Here is a 15,312-nt window from a genome sequence, read left to right on the forward strand (position 1 = left end):
TTGCTACAGCCTTCTCATCTTCGGATTTTTGCAAAAATCCCTGAAATTGGCACCGGGTCCGATACGGAAATACAGCATCAGACTGGTTGCCGAGAGTTCAACGGGTCAGTCCCTCCCTCTCTCTGGATAAGAAGTTATCCGATTATTCAGTTGTTTTAAATTCCATATATTCCATTATTAGAATGACTGAGAAACCCGATTCGCCAGCTTCGTCAAACAGCTGACAAACAAGGGACTTCATTGTCCAACAAACAAAAAACTCTTTTCCGATAAGAAAAGAGTTTTGATTTAAATCATCTTCTTTTCTTATCTTCCAAGCAAATGCTTGATGGAATTAGCACAGTATTCCAGAATAGAACCTGTTGCCGAGGTATCAACGGGCCGTGTCCCTCCGCCTCTCTGGATAAGAAAGTAATCCTATGAAATTAATTGTATTTATACTAAAATAATTCATCTCCTCTGTCAACTGTTTTTTCGAATTGTTTATAAATAGGGTATTTCAGACTATTACCAGTAGCAGAGTTATGATGAAGCTTTCATTGGCGTTAAATTCGACAGTCGTGGCTGTCACCAGTTACCTTATTCACATCAAGGCAGCATGCCGTTGGGCTGTCCTCAGAAGACAACCCATCGTTTATTTCGGCTTTCAAAATCCCCCAACGATCAGGGTCAGTAAAGCGTCGTCTTTAGAAATCCGGTGAAAAACTACATTTTCCATTCATCAAAAATGCGAACGAAGGCCCTGTTTTTTCTCGGATGTTCCTAAAAATAAGGGAAATAAAGCGATGATGGTGGTATCTTTTATTCCGTTTTTCCATTCAGCGCATGCTGAAACACCGGTTCTGGGCCTTTAGCCTTTGAACCTACTTATTATTATTTTCGCTACATATAAATATAATAGAAAAATGGCTCACCGCCGGATTCTTCTGTTAGTGTTTAAATATCAAGATCACTAAGCGGATATTGGTCATAAAGTAACTCCCCTAATTCTTTAAGCATGCAAGGACGGCAATCAAAGCTAGCATAGTATTTTCTGCCACATTTATCACAAATCCAGTAACCACGCTCTTTAAAGGCCTGTTCCCTTTGCTTAATGTCTTTCTCGGATTTGCGAACCTCTCTCAAAAAATGCCTATCGCGATTGTCAAGTGGCCTACATATTATATCCGGAAGCAGCCACGAGTCATGCGCCGAGCGATGATGTATACGAGTTACTTCCCAATCAAGAAAAGAAGGTAATACCAAAAACAATTCCTCTGGAGAATAAGCAAGAAAGCATTCGTTTCCTGGAAGAGATGATACTTTAAGCGGTTCAGAGGGGTCTGTCCCTCACCACATTAACGCATTAATGTAATGAGGGACAGACCCTAAAAAACCTACGCCCCACAGCACTTCTTATATTTTTTCCCGCTGCCACACTACAACCCGGAAGCTTCCAGTGCTTCAGCTATTTCTCTTCTGAAAGCCGAATATCTTGAATATTTTTTTCGATATTTCTCGACAAAGCGATGTCCTTCCTCTTTATACAGAGCCATTCCATCACCTTTATTAGCTATTGCACCAGCATGCCCCATTTTTTGTCGCGGCGGAGCGTGACCCACCAAGAATATGACTGAAAACCGGAGTATCCATGTTTTTAATCACTTTTGCAGATAATAGTTCATCCTCTCCACCAATACCACTGAAAGGATATGACGGTATAGTTTTCTCATCATTTTCAATGAATCTACTACCGTAAATACAGAATCCATTTATATCCTATCCCCTATCAATATTCGCTAAAAACTGATTAATCCTTTTATTCTCAGTTGAATTAAAAAACTCTTTAGGCGAGGCATTTCTAACAATTTTCCCCTGATCCATAAAGATAATTCGATCTGCCAGATTTCGGGCGAAATTCATTTCATGTGTTACGATAACCATGGTCATACCTTCTTTTGCCAACTTTTTAATGACATTCAATACTTCTCCTATTAACTCGGGGTCAAGAGCTGAGGTGGGTTCATCAAATAGCATCAATTTTGGATTCATTGCCAGAGCTCTCGCAATAGCAACACGTTGCTGTTGTCCTCCTGATAGAGCATCGGGATATTGATTTTTCTTTTCCAACAGCCCGACTTTCTCCAAAAGGGATTCCCCTTCCTTGGTTGCCTGTTCCTTTTCATATTTCCTTACAAATAGAGGCCCTTCAACCACATTTTGAAGTACCGTTTTGTGGGGAAACAAATTGAAAGATTGAAAAACCATACCGATCTCTGTGCGTGTAGGAGTTAATTCTTTCCCCTTTTTATGAACCTTTTTTTCATTTATCTTTTTATATAGAATCGACTCATCCATAAACAGTATATCACCTGAGGTAGGACGTTCCAGTACATTCATTGTGCGCAAAAAAGTACTTTTCCCACTTCCGCTTGGACCAACGATTACGACAATTTCTCCCGCGTCCATCTCAAAATTTATATCTTTTAAGACATGATCTTCACCAAAATATTTATTAATATGTAGCGTCTTTAACACTGCTCTTATTCCCCTTTCCTTCAAAATAATCGACCGCCAGTTTCAATGGGTAATGAAGAATCCAATAAATAACTGCTACGATTGTAAAGACTTCCAAGTGTCTAAATGTAGTTGAAGCTAAAATCTGTCCTTGGTACATTATTTCTCCTACTGTGATAACGGCGGCAATGGACGAGTTTTTCAAACATAATATGGCCATATTACCAATGGAAGGCAGTTCATTTTTAATTGCTTGAGGCAAAATAATTCTACGCATGATCCCACTATATTTCATACCTATTGCCTTACCCGCCTCAATCTGTCCTTTTGGTATCGCTTGAATCCCAGCCCGATAAATTTCCGCCAGATAGGCACTCTTATTAAGCGCCAATCCTATAATTGCAGCTTGAAAAGCAGTTAATTCAATTCCAATATCCGGTAGCCCAAAATAAATAAACATCAACTGAACAAAAAATGGTGTACCACGTAATGCGCTAATATAAAATCCAAAAAAATTGCTCATAATCTTGTTGGAAGATAACCTTCCAAATGCAGCCAACAATCCGACAAACAATGCTATTGTAAAAGCAATTATTGTTAACTGAATCGTTATTCCAGCCCCAGCCAATAGTGAAGGCAGGAAATTTTGAATATAATCTTTAAATATCTCCATTTTTACTTCCTTTCTATCTATTCTATCTATATATTTTTAAGCAAGATCCGAACAGAATTCCTATCAAATTACGGGGTTAACCTGTACCATGACGCCACATTCTCCTGACATAAGATTGTATTTTCAAACATCAATGTATATGGTGTGACGCCACAAGGTTATGACACATGGGATTCACCTTTTCTATAGCCAATCTAAGCGCCTTCATATTACTGATACGTTATTTATTCATCGTCGTCTGAACCAAACCATGTCGTGCCCCATTTTTCATGAATTTCATCCAGTGTGCCGTCTTCCTTCATTTGATCTATCTGATCACTTAGCTCATTCAAAAGTTCGTCATTTCCTTGTTCTATGATAAGTCCAATATCAATGACATAATTTGCTTCATATTCTTCTACAGTTTCTACATTATAATCTGAGTTGTTTTCATTTAGATAATGCACAATTGGAGTGTCATTAACTGCCGCATGAATTCTTCCGTTGGTCAAGTCAAGCATCATTTCGCTAACTGTATCATATGCTTTGACATCCATTTCCACATCAGACTCTACTAAATAATCATGATAAAAGGTTCCGGAAGACACACCTACGCTCTTGCCATCCAAATCTTCAAGAGATCGAACGTTATCTTCATTCCCGGCAGGAACAACAAGTGCTTCTGTAAAACCATAAACGGGTTCTGTAAAATTGACTACTTCAGCTCTTTCATCCGTAATACCCATCCCCGCCGCTATAAGATCTACACGACCACTATCCAGTGATGGAATGAGTGAGGAAAAAGGCATTGATTCGAATTCTAATTCATACCCGGTTCTTTCAGCAATTCTTTGTATTATATCTATCATGACACCATCCGGCTCGCCAGTTTCTTCATTTTCAAATGCATTTGGAGGTGAAGCATGTGTCATTGCGACTACCAATGTTTCTGAACCTGAATCACTATTATCGGAGTTTGTACCATTTTGATCAGCAGAGGAATTGCTTTCTTCACCACCGCCACATCCCGCCAACACAAACATATACATTAAAATAAGCAAAGTAATACGCTTCATTGTATTCCTCCTAACGTTTTTTGTAAAACTGTTCAAACCTGTTACCAACTAGTTTGCGTATCTGCAAATCTATCCGGGGATAGTCGCCCAATTGAAAAAGGGATATTCTCATCCAATACTAAATCCGCCCCAATTTTCCCGATAGCAGGGGCCATCTTGAATCCATGCCCGGAAAATCCACTTAGTACTGCAATATTGTCGTGACCAGGCAACCACCCGACTACCGAATTTTTATCCTTTGTGTATGCTTCCATATAAACGCTAACTCTTCCCGGATCCTCAAAAAGGTTAGGCAGATCTCTTCCTACTATTTCCTTAACGGAAGAAAGGTCACCCATTTTTATGTTTCGATCAAGATCATTAGGACTTTTTATACGGTCCTCTGATGAAGCAGCGAGTCCTATTTTTACCATATAACTATCAACAGCGGGGATACCATAATAACTAAAGTTATTGCCTTCCCTTGTAAAAGGAGGAAATTGACTTTCATCAAATTGTTTCAAATCCCTTGCAAAAAACCATGTGTTAATTAATCGGCGAACTTCTATTTGTTTGTCAAAGTCATTTATGTGTTGATTTATCCATGGCCCCGTGGTAATTAAAAGTTTTCCTACTTTATACTTTTGCCCATTTGCCACTATACTGACGCCATCCGTCTCCGATTGAATTTTTTCAACATGCGTATGATTGTGAACGATAGCACCCAGTTCCTTTGCACGATACACCGCCGAAACAATTGCGTATTGTGGTCTAAGAAAGCCTGCATTATGATCTACAATTATCATTTCGTTCGGTAATAATCGATGTTGAGGATAGTGTTTTTTTGCTTCTTCATAATGTAATATTTCATGCTCTAAATCATATTCTTCAATACTTTTCATAACATTTTTCATAGATTTCAGACCTGGTTCCCCTATCGTAAGCCCTTTGGTGAGGGTTAGCAGTTGGTTACCTGTTTCACTTTCTAGTTCCCGCCATTGTTTGTAAGCTTCTTGCAGTATTGGTATGTACGCTGCACCTTCTTTATAGGCTGTACGAAAAATTCGCGTTTCTCCGCCGGCTGCCGATTGGTCATGGCCGATTCCAAACTGTTCAAATCCCATTACAGATACACCCCTGCGCGCCAATTGCCACAATGCCATACTTCCCATTGTTCCAACCCCCACTATTCCTACATTTGCATCCATTTAGTATCCTCCAATTCTGTGATTAGATAACAAAAATAACTGTATTTAAATCATCTGTTACCGCACCACTGGCATCCATGAATAACAACAGACCTTTTCTAAAATTAGCCAAAACTATCTTCCGGCTCCTCACCCATTTTAAAGCGCTTACTTTTTACTTGTGATTCAACTTTTAAATGAAAAGCAGCAAAAATATTTTAATTCACCTCCAGACGTTTTCATTCATTATACACAACATTATGTTGTTTGTAAATATATTTTTCAACAATTATTTGTGTTTAAAAGGTTCATCCAATTTCTAATTGTATAATTCAGGTGAGAAACGTTAAAAGGGGACGGCATATGTACATATTTAGCGAACGTTTGAAGGATCTTCGTATTGAAAATGGGTATAAGCAGGAAGAAATGGCAAATATATTAAACATTACAACCAGCGCATATGGTTACTATGAACAAGGAAGAAACGAGCCTTCTTTGGAAATGGTCAAAAAAATATGCATGAAGTTTGAAGTGTCAGCGGATTATTTACTGGGGTCAATAAATACACCTAATCACCAGGTACACTACTCCGTTGCTGAAGGTCTTTCATTAAATGAACAGGAGTTAGAAGTACTTGAGAAAATGGAAGAATTGCACCTTCTAAAAGATATAAGCCAAGAACCAATAAAGAATGTGGAGAGGCTGCACCGTTACTGGGAATTTATCAAAAAGGAAATTCACGAAATATAGAACCCCACAGGTATGATCCTATAACCTGCGGGGTTCTAATTTGAATGGATTAATTTCTTATAAACAACGAAAGCCCCACCTTCTTACAGTCAGCCAGAATCATTCCCCACTGCGCCACGCAATTTCCTTCTTACGCCCTTCCCCCAGCTCTTCACAGCCTCAACCGTTACGCCTTCCTGTTCGGCAATTTCCTTTAATGGCTTGTCCTCGATAATATGAAATATCACCCATTTCCACTGATTATCCGAAAGCTGATCGCGCACCTGTTGCCAAAATGCTGCATCACGCACGTCTCTTCCATTTTGTACCATCGGATAGAGCAGTCCTTGGCTCCGATAATAGTTTCCGTCATCTATATGAGTTCGGTGTTCCTGTGCGTAATGCATTGTTTTTTCTATTTCTTTATTCTGTTTCCGCATTAAATCAATCATGCGGTTGCGGATAATATAGTTGAAATACGTCGCCATTGGTCCTTTGTCCGGCTGATAATTTTCATAGGCACGCCACATCGCGACCAAGCCTTCCTGATAAAATTCCTTGTGCGGGTCCTGAATATTCAAACGGTGAATGTGATAATGAATCCGCCGCTCGTTCTGCTTAAAAATCTCCTCGAAATCGATCATGTCTTTTTCCATCCATATCCCCCCATGCTGCCCGTAAGCACAAGCTTAATAGGCTATCTCTTCATAACTATAATCGAAAGAACCCGAGCATTTGGGGGCATGAGATTGAAAAATATTTTTTTAATTTTTTCACTGAAAGATGCCACTTTTTCCGGATTCGTTTCGATTGTAGGGTTGAGAAAGATTCATGATTCGTCAGACCTGTTCAGTCGCTGTTCCGGTAATCGTTATTGCCATTATGCTTGCTGTCTACCATTGCAAAAAGGCTTTTCTCAGTCTCTATTCTTGTTAAACATTAAATCAATCAGTCGGTTTCGAATAATATGATTGAAATACGTTGCCATTGGGCCTGTATCCGGTCGCGTTCTCCAAAGAAAACTCCACGTGCGAACAAGACCTTGATTGAAAAATTCCTGGTGTGGATCAATATTCATGTTGTGGGATTGGTAATAAATTCTGAGCTCATTTTGTTTAAAAATCTCTTCAAATGTTATTCTTTTTTTAGCCATTCTCGTCACTCCCCCTCGACCAAATAGGCCGTCTTTTAATGACTATCGAATCGAAAGTTGGTTTGATGGCACGAAGGCAAAAAATTCATGCCACCTTCTGGGAAGTCATATAGAACTGATAGTATAACTAAATATTAGAACAAACGTTCCCGTGTGTAAAGCGCCTTTTAAGAACATTCTCCCAATTGTGCGATTCCTTCACATTTATTTCAATCAATGGTAAATACATCGGCAATGCGTGGTACATATCTTGGCAAACGGTGGTAAAAAAGATGGCAAGGGTGGTAAGTTCCAATGGCCGTAATCACCCGAAAAGTAATCCAAAATAATAGCCATGGTCAAAAGATGATAACGGGATGTATGCATATAATACTGGTAACTGCTCCATTGATAGCTTTGTGGTCGTTGCACCATGTTAGCGTCTACCGGATTCAAATGGATATAGCGGCTTACTTCCAGCATCCCTTGTTTCGATGTAATCGGCTTATCATAATACCGTTTTTCAAAGACATGGCCGGTGATTCGATTCTTCGTGTTGTAATAGTCAGCATACCGCTTGTTGATGAGGGACATCACTTTGGAAATAGGCTGTTCTTCGGAGCGTATTTGCAGGTGAAAATGGTTGGTCATCAGACAGTAGGAAGCGAGTTCAAATGGGGTTTTCTTATTGGTCTGTTGGAGTATACGGAGGAAAACTTTGAAATCACTATCGTCTTTGAATAGTGTATCTCGACGATTGCCGCGACAGACGACGTGATAGAATGAATTGGGCACCCAAATCCGCTTTTTTCGACCCATGGTTACAGTATCATCCCTTTCTGCACTTTATTCCCACGAGTTCGCCGCATTGTCACAGCTTCCCAGATACTTTCATTGGTTATGGCTTCATCACCGCTTAGATCCGAAATCGTCCGTGCCAGGCGCAAAATTTTCATTTGTACGCGCGTACTCCAGTTATGTTTACTGGCCCATTGCTGCATCATTTTCTGCTGGTCTTCCGTTAGCTCACTATTTCCCAAAATTGTTTCATTTGGTGCGCTTGCATTAAGTATTTCGTCACCATAACGCTCATATTGCCTTTTACGTGCGGCAGCTACACGGGCACGGATCGATGTGGATGTTTCATTATGCTCGGTGGTCTCTTTGTCCAAAGCTACTGTGTCAAGCTTCAGCAAAATATCCATACGATCCTGAATAGGACCAGACACCCGGTTATTATAAGCGGTTATTTGTTTGGCTGTACACGTACAATAATAATGCCTCGATCCTAAAAAGCCGCATGGGCATGGATTCATGGCTCCCAACAACAGAAATTGCGACGGGTAAGTGACCGTTGAGGCTGCCCGGCTAATGGTTACTTTCCCTGTTTCAACTGGCTGTCTAAGCATGTCCAGTGTGCGTTTGGGAAACTCGGCCATTTCATCAAGAAACGACACACCGCGGTGTGCCAGGGATACCTCTCCAGGTTTTGGATTTGCCCCTCCACCAATAAGCGAAACAGCCGATGCGGAATGGTGCGGATCCCGAAATGGCGGAATTTGATAATTTTCATTCGTCATACCAGCCAGCTGATAAATGCTCATAACATCAAATTGACTCGTTTCACTCAAGAGAGGCAGAATCGAAGAAAACGTTTCCGCCAGTAGGCTCTTCCCACACCCGGGAGGACCTGTCATTAATACATTATGACCTCCAGCAGCAGCAATCTCCAACGCCCTTTTCGCTTGCTTGTGACCAAGTATATGCTGAAAGTCCTTGTCATAGGTCACTGGCTTAGGACTGGTTGTTTCAGTGGAGGGCATAGAAGTTAGCGCAAACGACGAAAGCTGACCAGAAAAAGAGGCAACGACGTCATGAAGTGTTTCAACAAAACAAAACTCCATACCATCTATTTGAGGGAACGGAGTATCCTGCATTGGTGGTAAATACAATAGCTTGATTCCTTCTTTCTTGGCAGCAACGATTGCTGGAAGCATCCCATCAACGGGTTTAATCGTACCATCCAGCGATAAAACACCCAAAAAAGCAGCATCATCCGGAATGGCGTCCTTAATATCCCCCGCTTCTTTCATAATCCCAATCGCCATCGCCAAATCGAATATAGGACTATTTTTCTTTTGCTCAGCAGGAGACAGATTAATGACAATTTTTTTATCCGGAACCTCACAGTCATTCGCATACAAAGCCGCCATCACACGATCCTTTGATTCTTTAACCGAAGCATCCGGCAAACCAACAATATGAACCCCTTCCACCCCAGGCAAAAGCTGCACCTCCACATCAACCCGATACCCTTCAATCCCTTTCAGGCCAATACTCGACACAATTATAGCCATCATTTTCACACCTTTTCGTCAGTTATTGATTAGGTATAAGATAAGCTATATTCTATCAAAAGTCAAGAACACGCGTTCGAAATCAAAATCACTAAAACTGCCTGTTAAGGGCCTAAAACGGTGAAAAATTCTATTTTGTCAAAATGCCACAAAGGTAATATTCAAAAATAACAAAAACGAGAAGGTGAAAATGCCAATTTACACTAAAAGTTAAATTTCTTTCATTCACGGAAAAAACCCGCCGATTCTCATAAAATTTTATTCGACATATTTTGACAAATTCCGGGAAGTGACAGGCACCGATACTTAATAATACAAATGATTTATTATATTGACGTATTCCTGAACGATTTCTTCTTTGTTAGTTGATATTATCTGGCCCTGAAAGTTATTCTCATACCATAACTGTATATCATCTTTTTCACTTTCTCTGGTTCTTGGACAAACTTCTTTTTTAACCTTATAAATGGTCTTTATATAGCCGTTTTGGGCAATATTATTAATCTTCTCCCAATAGCTTGGTGCAACTGAAAATCGATAATAATTTTTACTCGGAGTAAGAAAGGCATTGGCATCTATTAAAAATATATTATCTTTCAATTTTTCATCTCGTTAATCAACTCAGCAAAGGCTTTCTCATTACTGTCGTAGCGGTCAAGTTCACGTCATCATGTGTGACTGGCCAAACGCAATTCGACAAAATCCGGGAAGTGACAATAGTCACTCGAACTCTCTCGAACTCTTAACTCTTCGACACAATTCGGGGCGTCACTGTGACTCGAACTGAGGCATGTCCAGAATAATGCGGTCATGCACCCATTTCCATTGATTATCAGTCAGTTGGGATTTTAAATTTTCCAAAGGCTGGGATATTGCATTGGGAGGTGATATTCATCGACCAGGGGGTTTGGTCGTCTCACTCTGTGACGATAATAGCCGCCAGTCGCCAGTGAGTTGGGTTTTTTAGTTCTTGAATGGCTTTCTCCAGGGTCTCATTCTGCCGGGTATCTCCTGCGAATTGTGTCAATCATGCGGTTGCGGGTCATGTCGTTGAAGTATGTTGCCATGGGGTCCCCCTTGCCTTGGTCCGGCTGGTAGGATTCATAGGCCTGCCACATTGCGACTAAGCCTTCCTGAAAAAATGCCTGATGCGGATTGGGGATGTTCAGCTTGTGGATGTGATAATTGTTCCGCAGCTTGTTTTGCTCTGAAATTTCCTCGAACGTTATTCGATTGTCCATGTGATGATCTCCTTGTATGGGTGTTAAAGGTAAGATAGGTTGAAAAGGTGTTTGTGGCCTTATTTGCGGGTAATGCACGCTTGGGGGAGCGGGCTTCAAGAAAGGTAAGTACGCCGGCGATACGGGGCTATTGATCGTCGCTCTGAACAACCTTTTTCATCTCATTAACGAAATAATCGGGAATATCCAGTACGGCTGCCATTCGGTATAAATTCGTGATGGTTGTGTCACTTTCACCTCTTTCAATTCGGCCGAGGTGGTTGTTGCTGATGTTCAATTCTTCCGCTAATTCATGTATCTTGAGGTCATGCTGTTTTCTGTAATACCGCACTTGCTGGCCAAAATGCTTTAGAAGTTTTTTGTCGTCCAAGCCAATCCCCCTTCTCAAGAAATATTATCCTTGCAAAGGGGGAAAAGGTACACAACATATATGTGTTATTTTGAAGTTTTTTTCGTTTTTTATGAAATCGAGTCTGTTTTTAACGAAGTGTTATTCTCTTGCTTCTGCTGCTGATTGTTCTTCAGCTTCCAGTCTTGCTTGATGCAATAATTCAACATCAAATGCGCCGACTTCAATATCATCCTGCATTGACATAAAGTAATCCTTTATCTCAGAGTCCGGCATACTTTTGACATAACGCCATTTGTAATTCCTGGGTTCAGGGCAAAGCACAATCAGACCAATATCGTTTGCCAATTTCTCTGTGGCGATAAGTTTGTATTTCCCCTTTCGGTGCGGCATTTTCCACTTCATTTCAGCACCCCACTATTTAGTAGATTATTATAAATATATCACAGAGATTGATTTATGAGTAGTCTGAAATTTGAACAATTGCTCTTGCTTTTCAGGGTCTTTGTACAAACGATTCATTTAAAGACTGCTGAGTGATTTATATCTACAAAAAATATTAGGGACCTTTTACAAGGCTGTGAGAGAACGGATAACCTCAAAATCAAAATGGTTGGAAAAGAGCTGCATCAACAAGTTGCTAAGCTTGTGAAATATTAAGGATCGAACGGATACCGGGAATTCTGCCATTTAAGCATGAACCCCCCACAACAAAGGCGGGGAGTTTATTTACATAGATTCCATATTTATGATAGTGGATCCCTTATGTCATACGTGGACCAACTTCTTGTCATAGATGGGTCTGAAAATGGCAAAGGATGATCATGGCAATATTCAAAAGCCTTATGACCAAAAGTGCCAGGAAATATTCTATTGCACGCATTCATTCCTGACATCATCCGGACGAATCTTTTTCTCTTCCATTTCAATTAATGCGACAACTTCCATCAAAGCATGGACAGCATGTTTTTTGGTATATACCTCATCATCGATTAAATGGCAAGCGGTCTGGATGATTTTTCTTTTCATGTCGGTCAATAGCCATTTTGTTTGAAGTTCGTCCAAAATATCTTGTTTTATCGTTGCTTCCTTTTCCACGTAATCGCTCCCCCTTCAATATTTTTACGAAATTTAATATTCGTACTTATAAACGTACAACTATTGGTTATATTATATAGTACGCTTATAAGTACAGTCAACCTTTATTATTGAAACGGGGAAGCAGATTGGTTAAGGTAGAAATTCGTCTAAATGAGTTACTCAGTCAATACGACTTAAGCATGCATCAATTGCATTTATTAACTGGAATCCGTCGGGCTACGCTTAGTGAATTGGCAAATGGAAAAAGGGAGCGAATCCAGTTTGAACATATTGAAAAGATTGCTAATGCGTTGGAAATCGATGATATTAATGAGATAGTTACATTGAAAGAGATAGGTGGGAATTAAAGCCCCTAGAAACACACATTTAATCCTATGTGTCTTTATTTTGACAAAAGGGTATATTATTCCCCCATCTGTATTATTAAACCAGCTTTATGAGAAAGTTTAATTAAAGAAAACTTAGCAAAGTTTGTGAAGTGACAGACTGGGATTTATGAAACTAACTCAATTAGTTAAGATCTTCTTAAATGAATCTAGGTATCCATAGAATAAATCGTCATTAATAACGCTTTCGCTTTTCTTACTGTATACTTGGTTGTTTTTTATGTACAGTTCATCTTGATTTGTTTGTTGGTACTTTACAACTATTACATTATCCTTAAAATTAGAAGTGAATGTTAATCTATTATTTTGTACTTTTACCGTAATAAGGTCTACATTTTGATTATAGTTTACTTTAAACTCATCAAGGTGGTCTTCAAAATTAGTTTCCACTTCTTCTTTAAAGTCAATATAAAACTTTTTAATAAAGCGCATTGCTTCTTGAAGTACATCGTCTTGTTGGTCATAATTACTAATTGACCTTAAAAAATTTGCAAATTCTTTTTCATTCATTGTACTAATACCCCCATAATGTTTTATTATAAATCAAAACCCTGGAATCTGTTCCATACGGAAAGTAATGCTGAATATGATTATTTGATTTTCACAGGTTTAAACCTCGCTAAAAACGATTAGGTCAATTATTTAAGGAAACACAAGACTAAATCTCTCATAAAGATTCCGAATAACCTAAATGCATTATTTGGTACCTGTTAATGCTTATCTCTTGATTATTTCCCCTTAACTCTCCTATTAAATTCCTTTAAATTAAATTTTCCTTTCTGGTCAATTATTGAATTGTACCTAACTAAAAAACTACTTCTCTTCCCATATTGTTTTCTTAATTTTGAATATTTAATTGGAAATCTATAAACCAGTTTACCATAAGCTTCACCTAATCCAAGTTCATACGGCATCCACCTAGAGTGATCGTAATGCCTACTTTGAACATAGAATATTGCAGAGGAGCTTTTTATTTTCTTTATAATCATATTACTGATAAAATTATCAGTTGGGACTTCAAATTCATGATTATCTATAACTTTTTTATAAATGACCTCTAGATTTTTGATAGGTACCATTTCGTATAATAGACCTAATATTTTTTTAACTGTTCTTGGAAAATTCATTTGTTTGTTATCAAGCCAATCAACATGGGCGGTTAATTTATTTTGTTGTAATAATAACTTTATACCCAAAACTTCTCGAGCATCCCAACTAGAATGGGATAAGAAAATATCACTTTTAGGATTTTCACTATTAATAAAAGGATAAATCCTAAGCAAATTAATAGATAAATATAAATTAACCACACTTAGAGAAATGAGGTCCACATCTATATTTTTGTTAACACCAATAATATCAAGTTCTTCAGATAGTTCAATTAAATCCTCGCTAGAAAAATCATTTTGAACCCAACTACTTCCTAGATCATTTAAGCTATTAGATAAATTTATTAACTCAATTAAATACTCACTTACATGGTTGCTTCTACTACTAAGGCTCTCTTTATACGTATCTCTCAGAATGTTATATAAGTGAGTATTTAATATTTGATCAATAATACTTTTTTCAATGGCCCTACTTTCTAACAATTAAATCTTCCTTTTACAATGGTCTTAAGATGAACTTTGAAAGCTTGAAATGTACCTTTCGTTAACAGCTTCTATTATTCTTAAATCTATCTCTAGGATTATTAATTAAAGACTTCCTGTTTGTTCTAGCATCAAATGCGTCATCTATCCAATTAGATAAAGAATCCTTCCTTGAAGGATATTCTTTTACCCTTGCATAGCAGTCAGATTCGCCTTCATTCAACAAATTCAAGTTAAGGCGATTAGGATAACCGTTGTTATTATAACTAGGTAGCTTAATACCAAGCAAACCATTAGGTGTAACCGTTTCACCCTGCCTTAATGATGATTGTATTTCCCAATCAACATACTTTCTTGCCCAAGTGCACTTCCCTAATAGTACAATCGTTACTGTAGAGTCTTTTAAATATAATTCGCGAATCCGTCTCATAACATAATCTGTGTCGTCACTTTTAACTATGTCGTCCTCCATACTTAATCCAAGACCTCTTCTTATAAAAACATCCCGTTCATCGTCGAAAGTTTTTATGAATTGATCTACTTCTTCTTGATCCTCATGATGATACGATATAAATACCTTATGTCGAATTTTACCCATATTAACATCTCCTTTATTTATTTTCTTTGATTATTTTTAAACCTTTCAAAACCAACGAGATAATTTCTGGTATATTAGTTGATGTAAAAAGAATATTATTTTCTTCATCTGAAAGACCATTGTTTAAACCAGTAATCCCTTTTGCATTTAAAAGATCTAAAATTTCTTTGTAATCAATCTTAGGATCTTCTGTATTATTATATAAATCGTACATTTCTTTGTACTGGTTATTTTTGCACTGATAATCAGAAGAAAACTCTTCAGGCCTGCCACCGTTCAATGCGTCAATAATACTTTTTGCACAACCTCCTGTGTTTGGCAAGTGAAAAGTACATAAGTTGGCAATACTTTTTTACATAACCTTGCCAGCCAGTTTATCCCTGCGATTGCGAATGAATTTCTTATTAATTTTTCAAGGTACAAACGGAATTCGTCAT

The 15,312-nt window shown here is 38.4% G+C and carries 19 protein-coding genes and 2 riboswitches; of the genes, 2 read left to right on the forward strand and 17 right to left on the reverse strand.

Features of this window, described 5'->3' with window-relative positions:
- Positions 1–11: 11 nt before the first annotated feature.
- Positions 12–133, reverse strand: a riboswitch (SAM riboswitch).
- Between the two features lie 170 nt (positions 134–303).
- Positions 304–410, reverse strand: a riboswitch (SAM riboswitch).
- 1,348 nt (positions 411–1,758) lie between these two features.
- The 4 genes from E4U82_RS14090 to solA form a co-directional block, all read right to left on the reverse strand.
- On the reverse strand, positions 1,759–2,517 hold the full coding sequence (locus tag E4U82_RS14090) for an amino acid ABC transporter ATP-binding protein (RefSeq protein WP_135110812.1): 759 nt from the start codon (positions 2,515–2,517) through the stop codon (positions 1,759–1,761).
- A complete protein-coding gene (locus E4U82_RS14095; RefSeq protein WP_135110813.1) occupies positions 2,495–3,169 on the reverse strand; it encodes an amino acid ABC transporter permease in 675 nt (224 codons plus the stop codon). Before E4U82_RS14095 ends, E4U82_RS14090 begins: the two co-directional genes overlap by 23 nt.
- 224 nt (positions 3,170–3,393) lie before the next feature.
- A complete protein-coding gene (locus tag E4U82_RS14100) occupies positions 3,394–4,224 on the reverse strand; it encodes an ABC transporter substrate-binding protein (RefSeq protein WP_135110814.1) in 831 nt (276 codons plus the stop codon).
- Between the two features lie 41 nt (positions 4,225–4,265).
- Positions 4,266–5,411, reverse strand: a complete 1,146-nt coding sequence (solA, locus tag E4U82_RS14105; RefSeq protein WP_135110815.1) for an N-methyl-L-tryptophan oxidase — start codon at positions 5,409–5,411, stop codon at positions 4,266–4,268.
- 342 nt (positions 5,412–5,753) lie between these two features.
- Between solA and E4U82_RS14110 the strand changes: the two genes are divergently transcribed.
- Entirely contained in the window at positions 5,754–6,140 is a 387-nt protein-coding gene (locus tag E4U82_RS14110; RefSeq protein WP_135110816.1) for a helix-turn-helix domain-containing protein, read from the forward strand.
- 89 nt (positions 6,141–6,229) lie between these two features.
- On the opposite strand, the gene E4U82_RS14115 is transcribed toward E4U82_RS14110, so the two are convergent.
- From E4U82_RS14115 to E4U82_RS14155, 9 genes are all read right to left on the reverse strand, one after another.
- The gene (locus E4U82_RS14115) at positions 6,230–6,775 is read right to left on the reverse strand and encodes a sigma-70 family RNA polymerase sigma factor (protein WP_245183593.1); all 546 of its coding nucleotides are present in this window, start codon (positions 6,773–6,775) and stop codon (positions 6,230–6,232) included.
- Positions 6,776–7,035: 260 nt separating this feature from the next.
- Positions 7,036–7,272: a hypothetical protein gene (locus E4U82_RS14120; protein ID WP_135110817.1), complete on the reverse strand. Its 237-nt coding sequence runs from the start codon at positions 7,270–7,272 to the stop codon at positions 7,036–7,038.
- Between the two features lie 213 nt (positions 7,273–7,485).
- The gene (locus E4U82_RS14125) at positions 7,486–8,070 is read right to left on the reverse strand and encodes an REP-associated tyrosine transposase (RefSeq protein WP_245183594.1); all 585 of its coding nucleotides are present in this window, start codon (positions 8,068–8,070) and stop codon (positions 7,486–7,488) included.
- A 2-nt stretch (positions 8,071–8,072) separates the two neighbouring features.
- The gene (locus E4U82_RS14130; RefSeq protein WP_135110818.1) at positions 8,073–9,608 is read right to left on the reverse strand and encodes a YifB family Mg chelatase-like AAA ATPase; all 1,536 of its coding nucleotides are present in this window, start codon (positions 9,606–9,608) and stop codon (positions 8,073–8,075) included.
- A 306-nt stretch (positions 9,609–9,914) separates the two neighbouring features.
- On the reverse strand, positions 9,915–10,208 hold the full coding sequence (locus E4U82_RS14135; RefSeq protein WP_135110819.1) for a DUF4411 family protein: 294 nt from the start codon (positions 10,206–10,208) through the stop codon (positions 9,915–9,917).
- 392 nt (positions 10,209–10,600) lie between these two features.
- Positions 10,601–10,849 carry a sigma factor gene (locus tag E4U82_RS14140; RefSeq protein WP_135110820.1) on the reverse strand — a complete coding sequence of 83 codons (249 nt, stop codon included), beginning with the start codon at positions 10,847–10,849 and terminating at the stop codon, positions 10,601–10,603.
- A gap of 127 nt (positions 10,850–10,976) precedes the next feature.
- Positions 10,977–11,219, reverse strand: coding sequence for a helix-turn-helix domain-containing protein (locus E4U82_RS14145; protein WP_167751435.1), 243 nt, complete (start codon positions 11,217–11,219; stop codon positions 10,977–10,979).
- 120 nt (positions 11,220–11,339) lie between these two features.
- Entirely contained in the window at positions 11,340–11,603 is a 264-nt protein-coding gene (locus tag E4U82_RS14150) for a hypothetical protein (RefSeq protein ID WP_135110822.1), read from the reverse strand.
- A 465-nt stretch (positions 11,604–12,068) separates the two neighbouring features.
- The gene (locus E4U82_RS14155; protein ID WP_135110823.1) at positions 12,069–12,296 is read right to left on the reverse strand and encodes a hypothetical protein; all 228 of its coding nucleotides are present in this window, start codon (positions 12,294–12,296) and stop codon (positions 12,069–12,071) included.
- Positions 12,297–12,424: 128 nt separating this feature from the next.
- Between E4U82_RS14155 and E4U82_RS14160 the strand changes: the two genes are divergently transcribed.
- Positions 12,425–12,646 (forward strand): helix-turn-helix domain-containing protein, encoded by a 222-nt coding sequence (locus E4U82_RS14160; protein WP_135110824.1) that lies wholly within the window; start codon positions 12,425–12,427, stop codon positions 12,644–12,646.
- 159 nt (positions 12,647–12,805) lie between these two features.
- Here the strand turns inward: E4U82_RS14160 and E4U82_RS14165 are convergent, their stop codons facing one another.
- The 4 genes from E4U82_RS14165 to E4U82_RS14180 form a co-directional block, all read right to left on the reverse strand.
- The gene (locus tag E4U82_RS14165; RefSeq protein WP_135110825.1) at positions 12,806–13,195 is read right to left on the reverse strand and encodes a hypothetical protein; all 390 of its coding nucleotides are present in this window, start codon (positions 13,193–13,195) and stop codon (positions 12,806–12,808) included.
- Between the two features lie 218 nt (positions 13,196–13,413).
- Positions 13,414–14,277: a hypothetical protein gene (locus E4U82_RS14170; protein WP_135110826.1), complete on the reverse strand. Its 864-nt coding sequence runs from the start codon at positions 14,275–14,277 to the stop codon at positions 13,414–13,416.
- 61 nt (positions 14,278–14,338) lie between these two features.
- Positions 14,339–14,875: a TIR domain-containing protein gene (locus tag E4U82_RS14175; protein ID WP_135110827.1), complete on the reverse strand. Its 537-nt coding sequence runs from the start codon at positions 14,873–14,875 to the stop codon at positions 14,339–14,341.
- 13 nt (positions 14,876–14,888) lie between these two features.
- Positions 14,889–15,197 carry a hypothetical protein gene (locus tag E4U82_RS14180; protein WP_135110828.1) on the reverse strand — a complete coding sequence of 103 codons (309 nt, stop codon included), beginning with the start codon at positions 15,195–15,197 and terminating at the stop codon, positions 14,889–14,891.
- Positions 15,198–15,312 lie beyond the last annotated feature (115 nt).

It is taken from the genome of Lentibacillus salicampi (assembly GCF_004565465.1).
GTDB classification, from domain to species: domain Bacteria; phylum Bacillota; class Bacilli; order Bacillales; family Amphibacillaceae; genus Lentibacillus; species Lentibacillus salicampi.